Source organism: Xanthomonas sp. JL1 (assembly GCF_038405005.1).
The window spans coordinates 41,846-63,949 of the sequence record NZ_JBBYGR010000041.1; the positions used below are offsets into that span (position 1 = coordinate 41,846).

The following is a 22,104-nucleotide window of genomic DNA, read 5'->3' on the forward strand; positions in this document are numbered from 1 at the left end:
GCTGCCGTCGCCTATCGTCTGCGCGCGGCGCATGTCGACGTCATATGCCGACTGCACTTCGAAATATGACACCCAACTGCGATATCACCAAAAATGCGCATATGCACTTCAAAAGGTGACGGGCGGCGACCAACATCCGGTAACAGACGCCTCAGCTACCTTTCTGGCGATATGTCGTGCTGGTCAGCCGCCTGCGCTCATGGGCAGCGAGCACACGAACCAAGGCGAAAATGGGTTGGAGCGCCCCCCCTGCTCATGCTCCTGCACACACGCGATGGGACCCGAGGGATTTCTTCCCCACTAAGAGCGGCTAACAACACGGAGCGAGCAGCTGTCAGCTGGGCGCGGACGGCGCGCTCAGAACCACAGTGCAAGGGTGGTGCCTGCCGATTCCGAGCGCCGGCCGCGCCCGCCTGGCGGCTACGCAGTCGTTTTGTTAGCGGCTCTAACGCGCTAGATCGATGCCGGCAGCTTGAAGTACGTCCCCAGGCCGTCCAGGAACATCTGTACGGAGATGGCAACCAGCAGCATGCCCATCAGGCGCTCGATGGCCGTGAGCGCGCGGTGTCCGAGCAGTTTGTACAGCAGCGGTGCGGAGGCGAGGATCGACGAGGCGCCGATCCAGGCGATCATCAGCGCTAGGCTCCAGTCCCAAAGCCGCGTAGGCTCGTTGCTGCCCATGAGCATGACCGCGGCCATGCCGGATGGGCCGGCTACCAGCGGGATGGCCAGCGGCACGATGAAGGGCTCGCCGTCGGGGATTTCGCCCATCAGGCCTTCGGGCCGCGGAAAGATCATGCGGATACCGATCAGGAACAGCACGATGCCGCCGGCGATGGCCACCGATTCCTGGCGCAGATGCATCAGCTCCAGCGCGTATTTGCCGCACCACAGGAACGCCATCAACACGCACAGGGCGATCAGCAGTTCGCGCGCAAGCACGAAGCGCTGGCGCATGGGCGGCAGCGGCTTGAGCACGCTGAGAAATACCGGGATGTTGCCCAGCGGGTCGAGAATCAGGAACAGCAGCAGCGCCGCTGAAAGAATGGTCATACCGACGGACTCCAGATCGCACCGCGATGCGTCGCCCCAGCGGCGGACAACACGCTGACGCATGCAGGCGCGTAACGTACGGCATCGACCGCGTCGCTGTCTTCGTGATGGGTGAAAGCGCGTGCGCGCAATGCGGTGCGCATCGGGCCGGGTTGCAGGCCGCTGACGCGGACCGGGCCAGCGGCGGTTTCATGATGCAGGCTCGCGATGAGGCCGCGCTGCGCATGCTGAGCGGCGCCATATGCGCCCCAATAGGCCTGGCCGACGCGTGCGGGGTCGTCCACCACAAACACCACGGCTGCGTCGTGCTGCTGACGCAATAAAGGCAGGCATGCCTGGGTCAGCCACGCGCGCGCGGTCAGGTTGACATGCAAGGTGCGCGCGAAATCGGCGGGAGCGGCAAGTTCGGCCGGCGTCAGGCCGGCAAAGTCGGCAGCGCACTGCAGCAAGCCATGCAGGCCGCCGAGCTCAGTCTGCAACCGTTGCGCGAGCGTGGCGTAGTCGTCTGGTGTTGCGCCGGCCAGATCCAGCGGATACAGCAGCGGCTCGCTACCCAGCGCTGCAACTGCGTCGTACAGGCGTTCCAGCGGGCGCAGCTTGCGGCCAAGCAAGACCACCGTGGCGCCTGCGGCCGCGCATGCCTGTGCCGCGGCGGCGCCAAGGCCACCGGCAGCGCCGGTGATCAGCACGACGCGACCCGCCAAGGCGGCGGTTTGAGGCTGGGCCTGCACCGAACTCACGGCTGATAGGCCTCGCTGACGATGCGCTTGAGCTCGCCGACTTCAAACAACTCCAGGGTGATGTCGCAGCCGCCAATCAGCTCGCCATGAATGAACAATTGCGGAAAGGTCGGCCAGTTGGAATAGCGCGGTAGATTCGCACGCACCTCGGGTTCTTCCAGCACGTTGATGGTGCGCAGCTGGTCGGCACCGGCGGCCACCAGGGCCTGCACGGCGCGGCTGGAAAACTCGCACATCGGGAATTGCGGGGTACCTTTCATGAACAGCACGATCGGGTGTTGTTCGACTTCGGCCTGGATCCGTTCCATCACCAGCATTGGACTCTCCTGACTGGGAGCGGCAGGCCCGACCGCCGGGTCGGATAGACTTCCGCAAAGGCACGCATTGTAAGCCTTCAGCGCGACCTATCGCCGCACTCCCTTCGCTGCCACTGACATCATGCCGATCGAACACGTTGCACTGCCCTACTCCCGCGCGGCCCTGGAGCCGCATCTTTCCTCTGCAACACTGGGGGCGCACCACGGCGTCTGTCACCGCAGCGAGGTGGAGCAGCTCAACGCGCGCATCGAAGGCAGCGAGTTTGCCGAGCTGACGCTGGAACAGATCATCGCGCAGGCGCAGGGCACGCTGTTTCATCTCGCCGCGCAGGTGTGGAACCACAACTTCTATTGGCAGTGCCTGCGTCCGCGTGCTGGCGGCGAGCCGCTTGGACAGCTCGGCGAGCGCATCGCCAAATCCTTCGGCGACTTCGTGCATTTCAAACTAGAGTTCAATCGCATGGCCTTGACCAGCTTCGGCTCGGGTTGGGTGTGGCTGGTGCAACGCCCGGACGGCGCGCTGGCAGTGGTCGCCACACCCAATGCCTCCACCCCGCTCACCGGGCCGGACATTCCGCTCCTCGCTTGCGATATCTGGGAACATGCGTACTACCTGGACTACCAACAGGATCGCGCGCGCTACCTGGATGCGTTCTGGAAGCTGGTCAACTGGGATTTTGTCGCAAGCCGGCTGGGCTGACCTGACCGCTCAGCTTGCGTCAGCAGATGGGCACTGGTTCATCTGCTGACGAAGTTACCGAGCGTTTTCGAACCCGCACCACTGCGTCGTCGCGGAAAACGATTTGCACAGCGCTGGATCACCGCTGATGCGCTACGCGCATCAGCCTTCGTTCAAGCGCGCAACCACCGGCCCAACTTGCGCATCGCGCAGCAACGCCGCGCCTGCATCGCGCACTGCCAGTGCAAGCGCCTGCGTTGTCTCCGCGCGCAGTGTTGCGTGCCCTACCTTGCGGCCATTGCGGGCTTGTTTGCCGTAATCGTGCCAATGCCCACCCGGCACCGCCAGAAACGCGGTGGCATCCGGCATCGCACCCAGCCAGTTCAGCATGCAGGCATGGCCGCGCATCGCCGTGCTGCCCAGCGGCAAGCCAAGGACGGCACGCACATGATTTTCGAATTGCGAGGTTTCGGCGCCTTCGATGGTCCAATGCCCGGAGTTGTGCACGCGTGGCGCCATTTCGTTGGCAAGCAACTCACCGTCGCGCACGAACAGTTCCAGCGCAAACACGCCAACATAGTCGAGCCTTTCCGACACGGCACGCGCGTGCGATTCGGCCGATGCCTGCAGCGCCGCATCCACGCGCGCCGGCGCGATACTGGCCGACAACACGCCATCTACGTGCCAGTTCTCAGTCAGGGGCCAGGCACGGAATGCGCCATCGCGCCCACGCACTGCCACCACGCTGACCTCGCGCTGGAACGGCACGAACGCTTCCACGATCAACCCAACGTGTGCCGCCTGTGCGCCCAGTGCGTCCCACGCGGCATCGGCATCGGCGAGCGTCTTGATGCGGAACTGGCCCTTGCCGTCATAGCCGAAGCGGCGCGTCTTCAGCACGCACGGCGTACCGATCTGCGCAAGCGCTGCATCCAGGCCGGCGCGGTCGTCGATCGCGGCAAACTCCGGCACCGGAATGCCGAGCTCGCGGAACAAGGTTTTTTCGCTGAGCCGATCCTGCGCAACCGCCAGCGCAGCCGGACTCGGAAACACCGGCACCTGGACGGCAAGTTGCTGCGCGCTGGTGGCCGGCACGTTCTCGAAGTCGAAGGTGATCACATCCACCTGTTCGGCGAAGGCGGCAAGGGTCGCCACGTCATCGAAGGCGCCAACCTGCAGCGGCGCAACCTGCCCTGCGCAGGCATTGGCCGACGGATCGAATACCGCAAAGCGTATGCCGAGCGGCGCACCGGCCAGCACCAACATGCGCGCCAGCTGGCCGCCACCGAGAATACCGACCGTGGTCATTGACGCGGGTCGTCGCAGGCCATGACATCGTCGGTCTGCTTGGCGCGGAACTGCCCCAGTGCTTGACCGATCTGCGCCTGCTCGGGCGCCAGCATGGCCGCCGCAAACAACGCCGCATTGGCCGCACCCGCATTGCCGATGGCAAAGGTGGCCACCGGAATGCCGGCTGGCATCTGCACGATCGATAGCAGCGAATCCATGCCATTGAGCGCCTTGGACTGCACCGGCACACCAAGTACCGGCACCGCGGTCTTGGCAGCCAGCATGCCCGGCAGATGCGCCGCGCCGCCGGCACCGGCAATGATCGCGCGCAGGCCGCGTTCGCCAGCCTGTTCGGCGTAGGTGAACAATACGTCGGGGGTACGGTGCGCCGAGACCACCTTGACTTCGTACGGCACGCCCAGCGCGTCAAGCTTGTAAGCTGCGTGTTGCATGGTCTCCCAATCCGAACGGGAGCCCATCACGATGCCGACCAGCGGCGCGGAGTGGTTGGAGGTCATGGCCCTGCCCTGCGGTAAAGACGTATTCTAGCCAATCTCCACGCAAGACAAGACTTCGATGGATCGCAAATTGCTCGACCTGCTGTGCTCGCCCGACACCCGCCAGCCGCTTTCGCTGCTCGACGTCAAGGGCCTGGAAGTACTGAACGCCACCATTGCCGGCGGAACCCTGCAACGCGCCGACGGCACCGCCCAGACCCAGCCGCTGCGTGAGGCACTGATCACCCGCGACCGCAAGCAGATCTTCCGCGTCGATGACGGCATCCCGGTGCTGCTGGCCGAAGAGGCCATCGCCACCACGCAAATCGCCGACTTCCCCGAAAAGTGAGCCTACCCGTGCACACCGACGTGCCGGTCACGCCCCCCGCCGAATCGATCGACGCCGATGTGGCACGCGCCCTGGCCGAAGACATCGGCAGCGGCGATGTGACCGCTGCGCTGTTGCCCGATCGGGCCGACAGCGCCTATCTGCTGTGCAAGCAGGATGCGGTCATCACCGGCCGCCCCTGGTTCGATGCCACCCACCGCGCGCTCGACCCGCAGGTGCGCATCGACTGGCTGGTGCACGAAGGCCAGCACGTGGCTGCCGGCACGGTGCTCGCACTGCTACAAGGGCGCAGCCGCAGCCTGCTCAGTGCCGAACGCACCTCGCTCAATTTCATGCAGACGCTGTCGGCCACGGCCACCACCACCGCGGCGTATGTGGCTGCGGTGGCCGGGACGCGCGCGCGCATCCTGGACACACGCAAGACACTGCCGGGCCTGCGCGCTGCGCAGAAATACGCCGTGCGCTGCGGCGGTGGCGGCAATCACCGCATCGGCCTGTTCGACACGGTGATGCTCAAGGAAAACCACATCCGTGCCGCCGGGTCGTTGAGCGCTGCCGTGCATGCCGCACGCGCGCAGCAACCGCAGCTGCCGCTGGTGGTCGAAGTGGAAACGCTGGAGCAACTGCATGAGGCACTGCAGGTTGGTTGCACGCGTATCTTGATCGACGACTTCGACCAGGCCATGCGCCGCGAAGCGGTGCGTATCGTTGCCGCATTGCCGCTCGAACGACGCATTCCGCTGGAAGTCTCCGGCAGCGTGGATCTTGCCGGCATTCGCGCCGTTGCCGAAGACGGGGTGGACTGCATTTCGATTGGCGGGCTCACCAAGCACGTGCAGGCAGTGGATCTGTCGCTCAAACTCGGCCCGCCACCGACGCGCTGATTTCACGCGTGCGCGCAGCCGGCTCTGGCAGCCTGCCGCGATTGTTTTCGTGCAGGATCTGCAATGAGCGTAAAACCTTGCCAGTGGCTCTGCTTGTTGCTGGCAGGTGTTGGAAGCAGCGCTGCGGCTGCGGAGGTGTGCGATATCCCGCCACGGTTCGGCACCAGCCCCGCTGCGATCGCCATCGTGCGCAGCGCCTGCAATGAGCATCGTCTCTGGCAACGCCCGTTTATCGATGCCAAGGGTCGCGTGGTCAGTCTGGGCGTCACCGAAGCCGAGTCGGGTTATCTCGCCGACCATGGTCTGGTCGCCTGGCAACGCGTTGCAGGCTATTGGCGCGACAGCGGCACACTTGCATCGATGGGCGGCCGCCCCGGCGCTTCCAGCTGCGCGGCACTGGATGGTACGCGCTACACCGCCAGCGACTGCCGCGCGTTTTTGATCGACAACCCGTGGTCGGCCGCTTTCATTTCCTGGGTAATGACACAGTCGGGGCTGAGCGGTTTTCATCGCTCCGTACGCCATCTGGATTACATCCGCAGCGCCTATGACGACGGCGCCACCGGACCGTACCGGTTCACCGATCCGGCGGTCGAAAAGCCTGCGCCCGGCGATCTGCTGTGCCTGCTGCGCGGGCGCAGCACCGCACTGGGCTATGCCGGCCTGAAGGCTGCCCTCGGCGGCAGCGCACCGATGCCGTGGCAGTCGCATTGCGACGTGGTGGTGGCCGCCAATGTCGGCGGTGACCGCACGCTGTACCTGATCGGCGGCAATGTGTTCAACACGGTGATGATGCGCAAGATGCCGCTGGATCGCGCCGGTCGCGTGGTGTTGCCAACGCCGCAATCGGACAGCAGTCAGGAGCAGAATGAAGACAGCGTGGGCATCGCCAGCGAGTGCACGCCCGCGCACGAAGAACTGTGCGACTTCAATCGCCGCGACTGGGCCGCACTGCTGAAACTGCGGCCTGACGCGACAATGAGCGCACCGCCGCCGAGTGCGCCATTGCCGACACCCGGCATCGTGCCCACAGATCAGGCAATGCCGCCAGGCTTCCCGCGCGTTGTGCCGCCGCGTCCGGAGACGCAGCCTGCGCAGACGTAACAACAGCAACCTGAGTAAAGACGGATTCAAAGCCTCTCTCCTGCGGGAGAGGGATTGGGGTAAGGTACGGTGCGAAGCCCTTGTTCGCCCTCACCCAATGCGGCTTTGCACGCCCCCCCCCCGTCCGGCGCTGCGCGCCACCTTCTCCCGAGCTGAGAAGCAATCCAAGCCCCTCACCTGCAGGAGAGGGGTTGGGGTAAGGGTGCGGGCGAAGCCACTTACATTCCGAATATCACGAGGCTTTGCACGTACCCTCATCCGCCCCTTTGGTGCCCCTTCTCCCGGAAGGAGAAGGGGTCAAGCACACAACAAAAAAGCAGGCCGAAGCCCGCTTTTCCGTCGTGCATCACACGCGATGCATGAGACAGCAGCGATTACTCGGCCGAAGCCGGAACGCCTTCGCCTTCTTCCACTGCCTTGATCGACAGACGGATGCGGCCCTGCTTGTCCACTTCCAGCACTTTGACGCGGACCAGATCGCCTTCCTTCAACTTGTCGCCGACCTTCTCCACGCGCTCGCTGGAAATCTGCGAGACGTGCACCAGACCGTCCTTGCCCGGCAGGATGGTGACGAACGCGCCGAAGTCCATGATCTTGGCGACCTTGCCTTCATAGATGCGGCCCGGCTCCACGTCCGAGGTGATCTGCTCGATGCGTGACTTCGCAGCCTGCGCGGCAATCGCGTTGACCGAGGCAATGATGATCGTGCCGTCGTCCTGGATGTCGATCTGCGTACCGGTTTCCTTGGTGATCGCCTGGATGGTCGAGCCGCCCTTGCCGATCACTTCACGGATCTTGTCCGGGTGAATCTTGATGGTCAGCAGGCGCGGCGCGTAGTCGCTCAGTTCCTGACGCGGTGTGGTCAGTGCATGCGCCATCTCGCCCAGAATGTGCAGACGACCAGCCTTGGCCTGCTGCAATGCCTGCTTCATGATCTCTTCGGTGATGCCTTCGATCTTGATGTCCATCTGCAGCGCGGACACGCCTTCGGCAGTACCGGCCACCTTGAAGTCCATGTCGCCCAGGTGATCTTCGTCGCCCAGGATGTCGGAAAGCACGACGAAGTCGTTGCCTTCCTTGACCAGGCCCATCGCGATACCGGCAACCGGCGCCTTGATCGGCACACCGGCGTCCATCAGCGCCAGCGAGCTACCGCACACCGATGCCATCGAGGACGAACCGTTGGACTCGGTAATTTCCGAAACCACGCGGATGGTGTACGGGAATTCTTCCAGGCTCGGCATCACGGCAAGCACGCCGCGCTTGGCCAGACGGCCGTGACCGATTTCGCGACGCTTCGGTGCACCGAAACGACCGCACTCGCCTACCGAGTACGGAGGGAAGTTGTAATGGAACAGGAAGTTTTCCTTGTACTCGCCCGAGACTGCGTCGATGACCTGACCGTCGCGTGCGGTGCCGAGCGTGGTGATCACGATCGCCTGCGTCTCGCCGCGGGTGAACAGCGCCGAGCCATGGGTCCGCGGCAGCACGCCGGCCTTGGCGCTGATCGGACGCACGGTATCCAGTGCACGGCCGTCGATACGCACCTTGGTGCTGAGCACCGAGCCACGCATGGTCTGGTATTCCAGCTCGCCGAATTCCTTGGCCAGATCACCGGCAGCCCAGCCTTCGATCGTGGCGCGCGGCGCCAGCGCACCCAGCACGTCCTTCTTGATCGCCGAAATCGCATCGCGGCGCTGCAGCTTGTCGCGCACCTGGAAAGCCGAAGCGAGCTGGTCGCCCACTGCTTCCTTCAGCGCGGCGATCATGCCGTCGTTCTTCGCCGGAGCCACCCAATCGGACGGCTTGGTGCCGGCTTCGACGGCCAGCTCGTTGATGATGTTGATGACTTTCTGCATTTCGCGATGGCCGAACGTCACCGCGCCCAGCATCACTTCTTCCGACAGCAACTCGGCTTCGGACTCGACCATCAGCACCGCATTGGCGGTACCGGCCACGACCAACTCCAGCTGCGAATCCTTCAGATCGGTCACGGTCGGGTTGAGGATGTATTCGCCATTCTTGTAACCGACCTTCGCCGCAGCGATCGGGCCGTTGAACGGAGTGCCGGCCAGCGACAGCGCGGCCGATGCGCCGATCAGCGCGGCGATATCGCCGTCGATGTCAGGGTTCATCGACATCACCGTGGCGATGATCTGCACTTCGTTCTTGTAGTCCTCCGGGAACAGCGGACGGATCGGACGATCGATCAGGCGCGAGATCAACGTTTCCTTCTCGGTCGCACGTCCTTCGCGCTTGAAGAAGCCGCCCGGGATGCGGCCGCCGGCGTAGAACTTCTCCTGATAATCGACCGTCAGGGGAAAGAAGTCCTGCCCTTCGCGCGCGCTCTTGGCGGCGACGGCGGTGACCAGCAGTACGGTGTCGTCGAACTTGACGATGACGGCACCGCCTGCCTGGCGAGCGATTTCGCCCGTCTCAAGGGTGACGGTGTGCTTGCCGTACTGGAAGGTTTTGGTGATTTTTGCCACGGAGGTTTTTCCTTAGGTGTCACTGTCTGCGTTGGACCGTCGTCGACCCATGCCGAAAACGGGCGGCCGGGAGGCTCCGGCCCAAGGTTGCGTGTTGCGAAAACGGAGTGCGATTGACCAAAACAAAACCGCGGCGCATCGATGCGCCGCGGCGGTAGGACTCGATTAGCGGCGCAGGCCGAGCTTCTCGATCAAGGACTTGTAACGCTCGTTGTCCTTCTTCTTCAGGTAGTCGAGCAGGCTGCGGCGACGGTTGACCATCTGCAGCAGACCACGACGGCTGTGGTGATCCTTCTTATGGGTCTTGAAGTGACCGGTCAGCAGTTCGATACGCGCGGTCAGCAGAGCGACCTGCACTTCCGGCGAACCGGTGTCCTGAGCGCTGCGCTTGTTGTCTTCAATAACTTTCTGGGTGTCGACAGACATGATGTGTTCTCGATAGATGCGTGGTCGACAGGAACGTGCGTGACGCACCGCCGGACTCGCCGTTTGCTTGGGATGAGCGCGCTTTGCGCTGAGGTGCCCCGATCGGAGCCGCGAAATTGTACCGTTGGGCGGCCCAGGGAACAAGTTGACAAAATCTTAACATACTGAAATCTCATTCAGTCCATTGAACAATCGCTGTGGCGACAAGCGTCCATCCGCATCCACCAAGCCCAGCCCCGAGGGGCTTCCGTCGGGCCCGAACACGGCCACCTGGCCAGTCGGGAATGCGGCATCGCGCAAGCGCTGCCCCATGCGGAAACGCGCCGCGAGAGCCGCATCGAGCACGATCCGCGCAAAATCGGCCAGGCCGGCCTCGATCGGCAGCAACACCGTCTGCGCCTCGGCGCCGGCTTCCAGCGCTGTCGCCAACCCCTCCAGCGTGATCATTTGCGGAGCACGAAACGGCTCCACCCAGAGTCGACGCAACGACGCGATATGCGCGCCGCAGCCCAGCACCTCGCCGAGATCGCGCGCCAGGCTGCGGATATACGTCCCCGAACCGCAGGTCACGCGCAGCGTCAAACGCGGCGCGCTGTAGCCCAGCACTTCGATCGCCTGCACCTCGACCTCACGTACCGGCGCGTCAATGACCTCGCCACGCCGCGCCTTGGCATACAGCGGCTCACCGCCTTGCTTGAGTGCGGAATAGATCGGCGCCTGCTGCTGGATGCGGCCGATGAAAGCCGCCAGCGCCACCTGCAGATCGGCCTCGCTCACGTCGGGTACCGCACGTTCGCGCAGCGGCTCGCCGTCGGCATCATCGGTATCGGTGGTGACGCCCAGCACGATCTCGGCGTCGTACGCCTTGGCCGACCCGAGCAGCAGTCCGGCGATCTTGGTGGCTTCGCCAAAGCAGAGCGGTAGCAGGCCGGTGGCCAGCGGGTCCAGGCTACCGGTATGGCCACCTTTCTCTGCACGCAATAAGCGGCGCGCGGCCTGCAATGCATTGTTGGAACTGAGCCCGGCCGGCTTGTCCAGCAACAGGATGCCGTGCAACGGGCGGTAAGCGATGCGGGGTTTCAAAAGATCGATGCTCGAATCGGGTGCTGTGCGCGCCCGCGGAAATCAGGGCCGCAGCAGAGGCGGCAGGCCGTAACAGCGCTCAGCGCTGTTCGGCGTCTTCGTCACTGGACGTCGCCCCAGGGCCAACGTCGTCCAGGTCACGCAACAGATTGTCGATGCGTTCGCCGCGATCGACCGAATCGTCGTAATGGAAGTGCAGCTCGGGCACATGGCGCAACTTCATTGCGCGCGCCAACTGCGTGCGCAGCTGCCCGGCGATGTCCTTGAGCCCCTTGACCGCTTCGGCCGAACGCTCCTGCTGCAACGCAGTCACGAAGACCTTGGCGTGCGCCAGGTCGCGGCTGATTTCGACGTCGGAGACGCTGACCGACGGCAGGCCGTGGTCGCGCACGGCCGCGTGCACGATCGTGCCGAGGTCGCGACGCACCTGCGCAGACACGCGGTCGGTGCGATGGAATGATTTGGTTGCCATGGTCGTGGACCTTGTTGATTCGGAGGGCCAGTCGGCACCGAAGCCAAAAACGAATGCGGGCGGTCATGCCGCCCTCGCCTTGCAGAACCTGCATTGGACAACTCCGCAGAGCGGAGTCCGGGGCCCACAGGCCCCGTCCGCCATTACAGCGTACGCGCCACTTCGATACGCTCGAAGCACTCGATCTGGTCGCCGGCCTTGACGTCGTTGTACGCCTTCACGCCGATACCGCACTCGTTACCGTTGCGCACTTCGTCGACGTTTTCCTTGAAACGACGCAGCGATTCCAGCTCGCCTTCGAACACCACGACGCTGTCGCGGAGCACGCGGATCGGCTTGCTGCGCTTCACCACGCCTTCGATGATCATGCAGCCTGCAACCGCGCCGAACTTCGAGCTGCGGAACACGTCGCGCACCTGCGCAATACCCATGATCTCTTCGCGGATTTCCACGCCGAGCAGACCGGATGCCACCTGCTTCACCTGGTCGATCACGTCATAGATGATCGAGAAGTAACGCAGATCGACACCGTTGGACTCGACGATCTTGCGCGCAGACGCATCCGCACGCACGTTGAAGCCGATGATCGTGGCCTTGGAAGCCGCGGCCGAATTCGCATCCGACTCGGTGATGCCGCCCACGCCGGAGTGGATCACGTTGATGCGGATGTCCTCGTTGGACAACGCCACCAGCGACTGCTTGAGTGCTTCCACCGAACCCTGCACGTCGGCCTTGATCACCAGATTCAACACCTGCTGACCTTCACCCTTGCCCATCTGGGCCAGGATGTCTTCCATGCGGTTGGTGGCCGAGGCCACCAGACGCGATTCGCGGCGCTTGGTTTCGCGCTGCTGCGCCACGTCCTTGGCCAAACGCTCGTCGTCGACAACCACGAAGTCATCGCCGGCTTCCGGCACGCCGGACAAGCCGAGCACCTGCACCGGAATCGATGGGCCCGCCGAGCCCGGCTGATGGCCGGTTTCGTCGAACAGCGCACGCACGCGGCCGTACTGAATGCCGCACACCAGGTAGTCGCCACGCTTCAGCGCGCCCTGCTGCACCAGCACCGTCGCCACCGGGCCGCGGCCCTTGTCCAGCGAGGATTCGATGACCGTACCGCTGGCGCGGCCTTCGGCCACCGCCTTGAGTTCCAGCACTTCGGCCTGCAGCGAAATCGCGTCCAGCAGCGTGTCCACGCCGGTACCGACCTTGGCCGACACTTCGATGAACTGGGTATCGCCACCGAAGTCTTCGGCTACCACGTTTTCGGCCAACAGCTCGTTCTTGACCCGCAGCGGATCCGCGCCGGCCTTGTCGATCTTGTTGACCGCCACGATCAAAGGAACGCCTGCCGCCTTGGCATGCGCGACCGCTTCCTTGGTCTGCGGCATCACGCCATCGTCGGCCGCAACCACCAGCACCACGATGTCGGTGATCTTGGCACCACGGGCACGCATCGAGGTAAACGCGGCATGGCCGGGCGTATCCAGGAAGCTGATGACGCCACGATCGGTTTCGACGTGGTACGCACCGATGTGCTGGGTGATGCCGCCGGCTTCGCCCGAGGCGATCTTGGTGCGACGGATGTAATCCAGCAGCGAGGTCTTGCCATGATCGACGTGACCCATGATGGTGACCACCGGCGGACGCGTCGTGGTGTCGCCCTGCGCGTCTTCGGCGTGCGCCAGCAGCGCGTCCTCGAAATCGGCATTGTCGGCACGCACGGCCTTGTGGCCGAGTTCTTCGGTCACCAGCGCGGCGGTGTCGTGATCGATGCTTTGGGTGATGGTCGCCATGACGCCCATCTTGAACAGCGCCTTGACCACGTCGCCGCCCTTGAGCGCGAGCTTCTGCGCCAGGTCTGCAACGGTGATGGTCTCACCGATCGCCACTTCACGCACCACCGGCGCGGTGGGACGCTCGAACCCGTGCGGGCCGCTGTTGGCCTGGTTGCTGCCACGACCGTTGTCGTTGCCACGGCGCGAGGACGACGAACCCGGACGACCGGTCGGCTTGCCACGCACGTTGGAACGACGCGCACGATCGGCCGCGGACAGATGCAACTGCCCGGCGAAGCGCTTGGTCGCATCGTCGTCTTCGACACCGGCCACCATGACGTGCGAACCGCGCGTCTTGTGCTTGGCGGCGTTGTTGCGGTCGTCCGGACGTGCCGGCGTTGACGGACGCGAGGCCGGCGATGCGCCACCCGGACGCGAAGGACGCGGTGCGGAAGACGGCGACGACGGTGCGCGTGCAGCAGGCGCTGCGGCAGACGGTGTCGGCGCAGCAGCCACCGGCGCCGGCGCCGGCGCACTGGCAGCCGCAGCGGCTTCCTCGGCAGCCTTGCGCTCGGCTTCTGCGCGGTCCTTGGCGGCCTGCTCTTCGTCGCGCTTGCGTTGGATTTCCTCGTCGCGCACGCGGTCGCTTTCGGCGAGGCGCTGCTGCTCATCGAGGTTGCGCTGACGCGAAGCGGCGAGCTTGGCCAGGATGTCTGCGCGCTCTTCGTCCGGCGTCATCGGCGTGGCACGGCCACTGCCTTCGTTCTCGGACTTTACGTAGGTACGCTTCTGCCGCACTTCCACGTTGACCGTGGTCTTGGTGCGGCCGGCGCTGACAGTGACCTCCTGCAGCTTGCGCCGATTGAGCGTGATCTTCTTGGCTGCTTCGCTCGCCGCTTCGGCGGGCGTTTCGGCCTTGCCATGCGTGCGACGCAGGAAGCCAAGCAGTTTCATCTTCTCGGTGCTGGTCACGACCTGGTCGGGACCGCTGAACTTCATTCCGGCCTCGGCCAGTTGAACCAGCAGTTTATCGACCGGCGTATTGACCAGTTCGGCAAGCTTGCGGATGGTGGTTTGCTGCGACATTCGGATCCTATGATCTGGTTGGCGCCCCCTCGCCCACAGCAAGGGAAACGCTGATTCTAAGCCCTGATGGGGTCAGGGCGCGGTTCATTGCCGGCTCATTCGCCGCGCTCCAAACGGGCGATCTCCTCGGCGCGGGCCGCCAGGATCAGCGCCGCGGCGCGCTCCTGGGTCAAACCCTCGATGCCGAAGTCGACGATCTCGTCCGCAGCCAGGTCGGACAAGTCCTCGCTGGTGCGCACGCCGTGCTCGGCCAGCGCAACTGCCGTCTCCTCGTCCATCCCCTCCAGCGCCAGCAGGTCCTCGGTGGGCTGAGTTCCTTCCAGGCCTTCTTCTTCTGCCAGCGCGGCGTTGAGCAGCGCATCGCGGGCACGGGCGCGCAATTCTTCGACGATGTCTTCGTCGAAGCCTTCGACCGCCAGCAACTCGCCAACCGGCACGTAGGCGATTTCTTCGACCGTGTTGAAGCCTTCGGACACCAGGATCGCGGAGATTTCTTCGTCCACTTCCAGGCGATCCATGAACAGCTTGCGTGCCGCTGCCTGCTCGGCCTCGGACTTGGCGGCCACCTGATCAGCGGTCATCACGTTGAGCTGCCAGCCGGTCAGGCGGCTGGCCAGACGCACGTTCTGGCCGCCCTTGCCGATCGCCTGCGCCAGGCGGTCTTCTGCCACGGCCAGGTCCATCGAGTGCTTGTCTTCATCGACGATGATCGACTGCACTTCGGCCGGCGCCATCGCGTTGATGACGAAGTTGGCCGGATTCTCGTTCCACAACACGATGTCCACGCGCTCGCCATTGAGCTCGTTGGAGACCGCCTGGACGCGCGAACCACGCATACCGATGCACGCGCCGATCGGATCGGTGCGGGCGTCGTGCGCGATCACGGCGATCTTGGCGCGGTCGCCCGGATCGCGTGCGCAGGCATTGATCTCGACCAGGCCCTGGCCCACTTCCGGCACTTCAAGCTTGAACAGTTCGATCATGAATTCCGGCGCGGCGCGGCTGATGAACAGCTGCGGGCCACGCGGCTCGGAACGCACTTCGGCCAGATAACCGCGGACGCGGTCGCCGGGACGCAACACGTCGCGCGGAATGCCCTTGTCCTTCGGAATGAAGGCTTCGGCATTGCCGCCCAGATCGACAAAGATATTGCCGCGCTCGGCGCGCTTGACCACACCGGTGATCAACTCACCGACGCGATCCTTCCACGCATCGACCACCTGCTGACGCTCGGCTTCGCGCACACGCTGCACGATCACCTGCTTGGCAGCCTGCGCGGCGATACGACCGAAGTCTGGGTTTTCGATCTGTTCTTCGATGTAGTCGCCCACATCCACGCCGTCGGCTTCGTCGATGGCATCCATCAGACGCACCTGGCGGTCCGGGGATTCCATCACCACGTCATCGGCAACCACTTCCCAACGACGGTAGGTTTCGTAGGTACCGTCCTTGTGATCGATGGTGACGCGGGCCAGCACGTCCTGGTCGGGGTAGCGCTTCTTCGCTGCGGAAGCCAGCGCGGCCTCGATCGCATCGAAGATCACTTCGCGCGGCACGCCTTTTTCATTGGCGACCGCATCCACTACCAGCAAAAGTTCCTTACTCATTTCGTCACTCCGCGCGCGGCTTGCCAGCCGCCGACTCGTTGGATGGTTTCTTCTTCTCGTGCCCGGTTTTTTTCGGGCCGGGCTTATTCGGTTTCTGCGGTGCCAGGCCCAACGCGACCCAATCCGGCAGGATGCGCGCCTTGTCGATGTTATCGAAGCCGATCTGCACGTCCTTGCCGTCGATGGCAAACACCACGGCGCCAGCCTCGGCATCGATACGCAGGATTTCGCCCTGGAAGCGGCGCCGACCATCCTGCGCCAGCTTCAAGACAATCTTCGTGGATTCGCCGGCATGGCGCGCGAACTGTTCCAGCGTGAACAGCGGACGATCCACACCCGGCGATGACACTTCCAGGGTGTAGTGGCCGCTGATCGGGTCTTCCACATCGAGCTGGGCCGAGACTTCACGGCTCACGCGCTCGCAATCGTCGACGTTGATGACACGCTCGGGCTGTTCGGCCAGCGGCACATCGATATACAGGCGCAATGTGGCGCCACCTGGAGCGGGGAGATATTCCACGCCCAGCAGTTCCACGCCCAGGGAGTCAACCGTTGGACTCAGCAGATTCGCGATTTCAGTCGCTTTTTCGCTCACAGACTGCCCTAATCAGATGATTGCCAGTAAAACCCCGGCAACCGGCAGCAAACTTTCCGGTTCCGGAAAAAACAAGGGGCCCGATGGGCCCCTTGAGTGAAAAAAGCCCGACCTCTCAGGGTCGGCGTAAGGACGGGAACTTGCGTCCTTACGATCCAAGAAGTTGAATTACTGCTATGAAGCAACAATTCGAAACTTGGTAGCGGGGGCAGGATTTGAACCTGCGACCTTCGGGTTATGAGCCCGACGAGCTGCCAGACTGCTCCACCCCGCAGCAGAAGCGGAATTATGAAGAACTTGAGCAGTAATTACAAGCCCTAGTTTTTCATCTATTGAACCGCGTGGCGGCTGTTCAACGTCGCGACGCATGATACCCGCAATGCAACAAAAACGAAACAGTCAGCGCAGTTTTATTTCAGTGCGATGCCAAATGCAGGATGCGGCACTGCAAAACCTAACGCTGACGCAGCGGTCTTAGGCGAGACCAGCGAACGCGCGCTGGCACCACACCATGATCGGACTCCAGGCCAGACCAAGCGCAAGCAAGGCCAGCGCATTGACGCCGAGCACGGTGCCCAGCACGCGATCGTTATTGGCCGGCAACGGCTCGCCGACCGGCTCGTCGAAGTACATGACCTTGATGACACGCAGGTAGTAGTACGCACCGATCACCGCGCAGATGACGCCGACCAGGGCCAGCCACAGCATGTCGCCCTTCACCGCCGCGCCCAGCACCGCCAACTTTGTCCAGAAGCCGAGGAACGGCGGGATCCCTGCCAGCGATGCCATGATGCACAACACCAGTCCAGCCATCCACGGATTGCGCGCGTTGAGTCCCTTGAAGTCGTCGATGTTCTCCGCCTCGAACCCATTGCGCGACAGCGCGATGATGGCGCCGAACGACGCGGTGGACATGATGGTGTAGCTGACCGCGTAGAACATTGCAGCCGCATAGCCCTCTTCGCCGCCACCGGCCACGCCCATCAGCAGGAAGCCGATATGCGAGACGGTCGAGTACGCGAGCATGCGCTTGAGGTTGCTCTGCGCAATGGCCATCAGGTTACCGACGACCAACGACACCGCAGACAGGCCGCCGATCAGCAGATGCCACTGCGGCGACAACGGACCCATACCGACTTCCAGCAGGCGATACGCCATCCCGAAGGCCGCAAGCTTGGGCGCCGAGCTGATCAACAACGCAATCGGCGCAGGCGCACCCTGATAGACGTCAGGCAACCACATGTGGAACGGCGCAGCGCCGAGCTTGAAGGCGACGCCGGCGATCATGAAGATGGTGCCGGTGAGCAGCAGCGTGCGCTCGTTGGAGCCTTCGATCGCATCATGGATGCCGGCCAGGCTGAGCGTACCGGTGGCGCCATAGACCAGCGACATGCCGTACAACAGCAGGCCCGATGCCAGCGACCCGAGCACGAAATACTTCATCGCCGCTTCGGTCGCCAGGCCGTTGTCACGGTTGGAAGCGACCAGTGCATAGGAGCACAGCGCCAGCAACTCCAGACCCAGATAGACCATCAACAGGCTACCGGCCGACGCCAGCAACATCATGCCGGCGGTAGCGAACAGCACCAACACCGGAATTTCGCCCTGGTAGAGATTGCGTTCGCGCAGGTACGTCCAGCCATAGACCAGACTCAGCCCACTGACCAGCACGATCACGGTCTTCATGACATCGGCCGCGGTGTCGCGAACGAACATGCCGTTGAAGATGTCGCCCTGCCCGCCCGTGCCGGTTGCCAACAACACGAGCACCACGGCAAGAACAGCGACGGAGAACAAGTGGGTCCAGACCTTGTTCCGCTGGCTCACGAACAGATCGAGCATCAGCAGTGCGAAAGCGCCGCCGATCAGCACCAGCTCCGGTACGAGCGGAGCCAGGTCAGCGGTGGTCAACGGCGCGAGCGTTGGCGTGGTCATCATTAAATCCTGGAAATCAAAACGTACGGCAAGCGGTCAGAGCTTGGTCGCGGCAATCTGGGTAGCCAGCTTGGCGATCGACGGCTCCATCAGATCAGTCAGCGGCTTCGGGTACAGGCCCATGGCCAGCACGCCGGCGGCGAACACCCCCAGAACAAATGCTTCGCGGCCATTGATGTCCTTCAGCTCGGCCACGTGGGCGTTGGCTACTTCGCCGAAGAACACACGCTTGTAGAGCCATAGCGTGTACGCAGCGGTGATCACCAAGGTGGTGCCAGCGGCGAAGGCAACCAGCGGGTGCTTCTGGAAGCTGGCCAGGATCACCATGAACTCGCCGACGAAACCACTGGTTCCCGGCAGGCCGGCATTGGCCATGAAGAACAACATGGCGAAGGTGGCAAACCACGGCATCACATTGACCACGCCGCCGTAATCGGCGATGCGACGGGTGTGCATGCGGTCGTAGAGCACGCCAATGCAGGAGAACATCGCACCAGACACAAAACCGTGCGAAATCATCTGCACCATCGCGCCCTGCAGGCCCAGACGAGCAGCATCGGTGCTGCCGTACTCGCGCACCAGGGTGAAGGCGATGAAGGTGCCCAGCGTGACGAAACCCATGTGCGCGATGGACGAATACGCCACCAGCTTCTTCATGTCGTCCTGCACCAATGCCACCAGGCCGACGTAGATCACCGCAATCAGCGACAGCGCGATGACCAACCAGGCGAACTCATGGCTCGCGTCCGGCACGATCGGCAGATTGAAGCGCAGGAAGCCGTAGCCACCGATCTTCAACGCGATCGCGGCCAGGATCACCGAACCAGCCGTCGGTGCCTCGACGTGCGCATCGGGCAGCCAGGTGTGCACCGGAAACATCGGCACCTTGACCGCGAACGCGATCAGGAAGGCGAAGAAGATCCAGGTCTGTTCCTTGGCGCTCAGCTGCAGCGCATACAGGTCGGCCAGTTGGAAGCTACCGCCCTTCAGATACAGATACACCAGGCCCACCAGCATCAGCACCGAGCCGAGGAAGGTGTAGAGGAAGAACTTCATTGCCGCGTAGATGCGCCGCGGGCCGCCCCAGACACCGATGATCAGGAACATCGGGATCAGCATGGCTTCAAAGAAGACGTAGAACAGCATCGCGTCGGTCGCTGCAAAAATACCGACCGTGACGCCTTCCAGGATCAGGAAGGCGGCAACATACTGATTAACACGCTTATCGATCGAGCGCCAGGCGCCGATCAGTGCCAGCACCGTCACCAGCGTGGTCAGCACGATCAACGCAACCGCGATGCCGTCCACGCCCAGGTTGTAGCCGATGTTGTAGGCCGGGATCCAGGCATGCAGTTCGATGAACTGCATGGCGTCATTGGCAGTGTCGTAGCCCAGCAGCGGCAGACTCAGCGCAAAGGTCGCCACCGCCACCGCCAGCGATGCCCAGCGGGCAGTCTCGGCGTTGCGCAACGCAAGGATCAGGGCGCCACCGATAATCGGCAGCCAGATCAAGATAGACAGTAAAGGCCAGTTCGACACGTTTTCTTATTCCGTACAGGTCAACGCCAGAAATGCATCAGTACCGCCAACAAGGCAATCAAACCGATGATCATTGCGAAGGCGTAGTGATAGAGGAAACCGGATTGCGTGCGACGCAGCAGATTTGCAGCCAGGTCGATCAGTCGGGCAGAACCATTGACGACCACACCGTCGACCACATGGGTATCGACTGCACGTGACGCCTTGCCAAGGACGACGCCACCACCGGCGAAGCCATTGATCCACAGCTTGTCGAAGCCGTACTTGTTTTCCAGCAACCACACTATCGGCGCGAACGCCTGGCGCGATTTGGCGGCCAGTTCCGGCTTCCACAGGTAGAACAACGCCGCCAGCAGCAGGCCGGCCACGGTCAGGAAGAACGGTGCTGCGGTCATGCCATGCAGGGCGAAGGCGAGCGGGCCATGGAACTCTTCGGCCAGTGCACCCACGGTGTCGCGCGCGGGATCGTAGAAATCGGCGATGCCGGTGAAGAACGAAATTGCCTGGCCCTTCATCGCGTGCGCTGCATGGTGCCCCTGCCAATCGGTGCCGAACAACATCGGGCCGATGGTGAAGAAACCGATCGCCACCGACGGAATCGCCAGCAGGATCAACGGCAGCGTCACCACCCATTTGGACTCATGCGGCTCGTGCGCACCGTGGTGGCCGTGTCCATGATCGTCGTGACCATGCGTGTCGTGGGCATGCGCATCGTGTGCGTGGAGCTGCGCTTCGGCATCGGTATGGGCGCTGTCGTGATGCGCATGCGCGTCGTGCGCATGGGCGTCGCGGAAGCGCTCCTTGCCGTGGAAGGTCAGGAACAACAGGCGGAAGCTGTAGAAACTGGTCACCAGCACGCCGCCGAGCACTGCCCAATAGCCGTAGGTCGCGACCCAGCTATGCGACTCATGCGCGTGGTGCGCAGCCGCTTCAATGATGGTGTCCTTCGAGTAGAACCCGGAGAAGAACGGCGTACCGACCAGGGCCAAGGTACCGATCACGCTGGTCCAGTAAGTCACCTTCATGTACTTGCGCAGGCCGCCCATCTTGCGCATGTCCTGCTCGTGGTGCATGCCGATGATGACCGAGCCGGCGGCCAGGAACAGCAGCGCCTTGAAGAAGGCGTGCGTCATCAGATGGAACACGGCCGCCGAATAGGCCGACACGCCCAACGCCACGGTCATGTAGCCAAGCTGCGACAGCGTCGAGTACGCCACCACCCGCTTGATGTCGTTCTGCACGATGCCGATCAGGCCGGTGAAGAAGGCCGTGGTCGCACCAATGAACAGGATGAAGTTCAGTGCGGTTTCCGACAGTTCGAACAGCGGCGACATGCGCGCCACCATGAAGATGCCCGCGGTGACCATCGTTGCGGCGTGGATCAGCGCCGAGATCGGGGTCGGGCCTTCCATCGAGTCCGGCAGCCACACATGCAGCGGCACCTGCGCCGATTTGCCCATCGCACCGATGAACAGGCAGATGCAGATCAGCGTCATCACACTCCATTCGTGACCCGCGAACAGCTGCACCTTGGCACCTGCCATGGTGGTCGCGTTGGCAAACACGGTGGAGTAATCCAGCGAGCCGAACCACAACAGCACGCCGGCAATACCCAGAATGAAGCCGAAGTCGCCGACGCGATTGACCAGGAACGCCTTCATGTTGGCGAACACGGCGGTCGGGCGCTTGAACCAGAAACCGATCAGCAGGTACGACACCAAACCCACCGCTTCCCAGCCGAAGAACAGCTGCAGGAAGTTGTTGCTCATCACCAGCGTGAGCATGGAGAAGGTGAACAACGAGATGTAGCTAAAGAAACGCTGGTAGCCCGGATCTTCTTCCATGTAGCCGATGGTGTAGATGTGCACCAGCAGCGACACGAAGGTCACCACCACCATCATCATCGCGGTCAGGCGGTCGACCATGAAGCCGACATGCGCCGAGTAATTACCGACGTCGAAGAACGTGTAGAGGTTTTGATTGAACGGGCTGGCGCCCTGCCCCACCAGCTGATACAGCATCAGGCACGACAACACGCAGCTGACCGCCACACCGAGGATGGTGACGTACTGCGCGCCCTTGCGCCCTACCTGGCGCCCGAACAGGCCGGCGATGATGCTGCCGACCAACGGTGCAAGCACCACTGCGATCAACAGACTCTTGGAGAGAGTGATTTCCATC

Annotated in this window: 19 protein-coding genes, 1 tRNA gene and 1 other RNA gene; 4 read left to right on the forward strand and 17 right to left on the reverse strand. The window is 63.3% G+C overall.

Annotated features, from left to right (window positions below):
* Positions 1 to 308 precede the first annotated feature (308 nt).
* From WJW29_RS08995 to grxD, 4 genes are all read right to left on the reverse strand, one after another.
* Positions 309 to 385: non-coding RNA, sX9 sRNA (locus WJW29_RS08995), on the reverse strand.
* 68 nt (positions 386 to 453) lie between these two features.
* Entirely contained in the window at positions 454 to 1,053 is a 600-nt protein-coding gene (locus tag WJW29_RS09000; RefSeq protein ID WP_011409048.1) for a YhgN family NAAT transporter, read from the reverse strand.
* Entirely contained in the window at positions 1,050 to 1,793 is a 744-nt protein-coding gene (locus WJW29_RS09005; RefSeq protein WP_011259725.1) for an SDR family NAD(P)-dependent oxidoreductase, read from the reverse strand. The genes WJW29_RS09000 and WJW29_RS09005 overlap by 4 nt, the downstream gene beginning before the upstream one ends.
* Positions 1,790 to 2,110: a Grx4 family monothiol glutaredoxin gene (gene grxD / locus WJW29_RS09010; protein ID WP_011259726.1), complete on the reverse strand. Its 321-nt coding sequence runs from the start codon at positions 2,108 to 2,110 to the stop codon at positions 1,790 to 1,792. The genes WJW29_RS09005 and grxD overlap by 4 nt, the downstream gene beginning before the upstream one ends.
* Positions 2,111 to 2,231: 121 nt before the next feature.
* On the opposite strand from grxD, the gene WJW29_RS09015 reads away from it, so the two are divergent.
* The gene (locus tag WJW29_RS09015; RefSeq protein WP_011259727.1) at positions 2,232 to 2,810 is read left to right on the forward strand and encodes a Fe-Mn family superoxide dismutase; all 579 of its coding nucleotides are present in this window, start codon (positions 2,232 to 2,234) and stop codon (positions 2,808 to 2,810) included.
* Between the two features lie 141 nt (positions 2,811 to 2,951).
* Here WJW29_RS09015 and WJW29_RS09020 read toward each other — a convergent pair whose 3' ends face one another.
* Together WJW29_RS09020 and purE are read right to left on the reverse strand one after the other, a co-directional pair.
* Positions 2,952 to 4,097, reverse strand: coding sequence for a 5-(carboxyamino)imidazole ribonucleotide synthase (locus WJW29_RS09020; RefSeq protein ID WP_011259728.1), 1,146 nt, complete (start codon positions 4,095 to 4,097; stop codon positions 2,952 to 2,954).
* Entirely contained in the window at positions 4,094 to 4,597 is a 504-nt protein-coding gene (gene purE / locus WJW29_RS09025; RefSeq protein ID WP_011259729.1) for a 5-(carboxyamino)imidazole ribonucleotide mutase, read from the reverse strand. The genes WJW29_RS09020 and purE overlap by 4 nt, the downstream gene beginning before the upstream one ends.
* A gap of 58 nt (positions 4,598 to 4,655) precedes the next feature.
* On the opposite strand from purE, the gene WJW29_RS09030 reads away from it, so the two are divergent.
* The 3 genes from WJW29_RS09030 (at position 4,656) to WJW29_RS09040 (ending at position 6,913) form a co-directional block, all read left to right on the forward strand.
* Positions 4,656 to 4,925 (forward strand): Trm112 family protein, encoded by a 270-nt coding sequence (locus tag WJW29_RS09030; RefSeq protein WP_011259730.1) that lies wholly within the window; start codon positions 4,656 to 4,658, stop codon positions 4,923 to 4,925.
* A complete protein-coding gene (nadC, locus tag WJW29_RS09035) occupies positions 4,922 to 5,809 on the forward strand; it encodes a carboxylating nicotinate-nucleotide diphosphorylase (RefSeq protein ID WP_011259731.1) in 888 nt (295 codons plus the stop codon). The genes WJW29_RS09030 and nadC overlap by 4 nt, the downstream gene beginning before the upstream one ends.
* A 63-nt stretch (positions 5,810 to 5,872) precedes the next feature.
* Positions 5,873 to 6,913, forward strand: coding sequence for a DUF2272 domain-containing protein (locus WJW29_RS09040; protein ID WP_011409052.1), 1,041 nt, complete (start codon positions 5,873 to 5,875; stop codon positions 6,911 to 6,913).
* 374 nt (positions 6,914 to 7,287) lie between these two features.
* On the opposite strand, the gene pnp is transcribed toward WJW29_RS09040, so the two are convergent.
* The 11 genes from pnp to nuoL all read right to left on the reverse strand — a co-directional run bounded on the left by pnp (position 7,288) and on the right by nuoL (position 22,103).
* Complete coding sequence (gene pnp / locus WJW29_RS09045) at positions 7,288 to 9,402, reverse strand: polyribonucleotide nucleotidyltransferase (RefSeq protein ID WP_011259733.1); 2,115 nt, start codon at positions 9,400 to 9,402, stop codon at positions 7,288 to 7,290.
* Between the two features lie 165 nt (positions 9,403 to 9,567).
* Positions 9,568 to 9,828, reverse strand: a complete 261-nt coding sequence (rpsO, locus tag WJW29_RS09050; RefSeq protein ID WP_003485583.1) for a 30S ribosomal protein S15 — start codon at positions 9,826 to 9,828, stop codon at positions 9,568 to 9,570.
* Positions 9,829 to 9,984: 156 nt separating this feature from the next.
* Positions 9,985 to 10,911 (reverse strand): tRNA pseudouridine(55) synthase TruB, encoded by a 927-nt coding sequence (gene truB, locus WJW29_RS09055; RefSeq protein ID WP_011259734.1) that lies wholly within the window; start codon positions 10,909 to 10,911, stop codon positions 9,985 to 9,987.
* A 79-nt stretch (positions 10,912 to 10,990) separates the two neighbouring features.
* Positions 10,991 to 11,383, reverse strand: coding sequence for a 30S ribosome-binding factor RbfA (gene rbfA / locus WJW29_RS09060; protein ID WP_011259735.1), 393 nt, complete (start codon positions 11,381 to 11,383; stop codon positions 10,991 to 10,993).
* Between the two features lie 143 nt (positions 11,384 to 11,526).
* Positions 11,527 to 14,247, reverse strand: a complete 2,721-nt coding sequence (gene infB / locus WJW29_RS09065) for a translation initiation factor IF-2 (protein ID WP_011409053.1) — start codon at positions 14,245 to 14,247, stop codon at positions 11,527 to 11,529.
* Positions 14,248 to 14,342: 95 nt separating this feature from the next.
* On the reverse strand, positions 14,343 to 15,854 hold the full coding sequence (gene nusA, locus WJW29_RS09070; protein ID WP_011259737.1) for a transcription termination factor NusA: 1,512 nt from the start codon (positions 15,852 to 15,854) through the stop codon (positions 14,343 to 14,345).
* Positions 15,855 to 15,858: 4 nt separating this feature from the next.
* The gene (gene rimP / locus WJW29_RS09075) at positions 15,859 to 16,449 is read right to left on the reverse strand and encodes a ribosome maturation factor RimP (protein WP_011259738.1); all 591 of its coding nucleotides are present in this window, start codon (positions 16,447 to 16,449) and stop codon (positions 15,859 to 15,861) included.
* Positions 16,450 to 16,646: 197 nt separating this feature from the next.
* Positions 16,647 to 16,723, reverse strand: a tRNA-Met gene (locus WJW29_RS09080).
* A gap of 200 nt (positions 16,724 to 16,923) precedes the next feature.
* Positions 16,924 to 18,384 (reverse strand): NADH-quinone oxidoreductase subunit NuoN, encoded by a 1,461-nt coding sequence (gene nuoN, locus WJW29_RS09085; RefSeq protein WP_041182469.1) that lies wholly within the window; start codon positions 18,382 to 18,384, stop codon positions 16,924 to 16,926.
* A gap of 36 nt (positions 18,385 to 18,420) precedes the next feature.
* Complete coding sequence (locus WJW29_RS09090; protein ID WP_011259740.1) at positions 18,421 to 19,923, reverse strand: NADH-quinone oxidoreductase subunit M; 1,503 nt, start codon at positions 19,921 to 19,923, stop codon at positions 18,421 to 18,423.
* A gap of 20 nt (positions 19,924 to 19,943) precedes the next feature.
* Positions 19,944 to 22,103 carry an NADH-quinone oxidoreductase subunit L gene (gene nuoL, locus WJW29_RS09095; RefSeq protein WP_011259741.1) on the reverse strand — a complete coding sequence of 720 codons (2,160 nt, stop codon included), beginning with the start codon at positions 22,101 to 22,103 and terminating at the stop codon, positions 19,944 to 19,946.
* Position 22,104 lies beyond the last annotated feature (1 nt).

What these genes read in the sequence shown, in the direction of transcription:
- rbfA (WP_011259735.1), bottom strand. Translation starts at nt 11,383, where the DNA reads ATGGCAACCAAATCATTCCATCGCACCGACCGCGTGTCTGCGCAGGTG.
- nusA (WP_011259737.1), bottom strand. Translation starts at nt 15,854, where the DNA reads ATGAGTAAGGAACTTTTGCTGGTAGTGGATGCGGTCGCCAATGAAAAA.
- grxD (WP_011259726.1), bottom strand. Translation starts at nt 2,110, where the DNA reads ATGCTGGTGATGGAACGGATCCAGGCCGAAGTCGAACAACACCCGATC.
- WJW29_RS09015 (WP_011259727.1), top strand. Translation starts at nt 2,232, where the DNA reads ATGCCGATCGAACACGTTGCACTGCCCTACTCCCGCGCGGCCCTGGAG.
- rpsO (WP_003485583.1), bottom strand. Translation starts at nt 9,828, where the DNA reads ATGTCTGTCGACACCCAGAAAGTTATTGAAGACAACAAGCGCAGCGCT.
- infB (WP_011409053.1), bottom strand. Translation starts at nt 14,247, where the DNA reads ATGTCGCAGCAAACCACCATCCGCAAGCTTGCCGAACTGGTCAATACG.
- nuoN (WP_041182469.1), bottom strand. Translation starts at nt 18,384, where the DNA reads ATGACCACGCCAACGCTCGCGCCGTTGACCACCGCTGACCTGGCTCCG.
- WJW29_RS09020 (WP_011259728.1), bottom strand. Translation starts at nt 4,097, where the DNA reads ATGACCACGGTCGGTATTCTCGGTGGCGGCCAGCTGGCGCGCATGTTG.
- nuoL (WP_011259741.1), bottom strand. Translation starts at nt 22,103, where the DNA reads ATGGAAATCACTCTCTCCAAGAGTCTGTTGATCGCAGTGGTGCTTGCA.
- purE (WP_011259729.1), bottom strand. Translation starts at nt 4,597, where the DNA reads ATGACCTCCAACCACTCCGCGCCGCTGGTCGGCATCGTGATGGGCTCC.
- WJW29_RS09030 (WP_011259730.1), top strand. Translation starts at nt 4,656, where the DNA reads ATGGATCGCAAATTGCTCGACCTGCTGTGCTCGCCCGACACCCGCCAG.
- WJW29_RS09000 (WP_011409048.1), bottom strand. Translation starts at nt 1,053, where the DNA reads ATGACCATTCTTTCAGCGGCGCTGCTGCTGTTCCTGATTCTCGACCCG.
- WJW29_RS09040 (WP_011409052.1), top strand. Translation starts at nt 5,873, where the DNA reads ATGAGCGTAAAACCTTGCCAGTGGCTCTGCTTGTTGCTGGCAGGTGTT.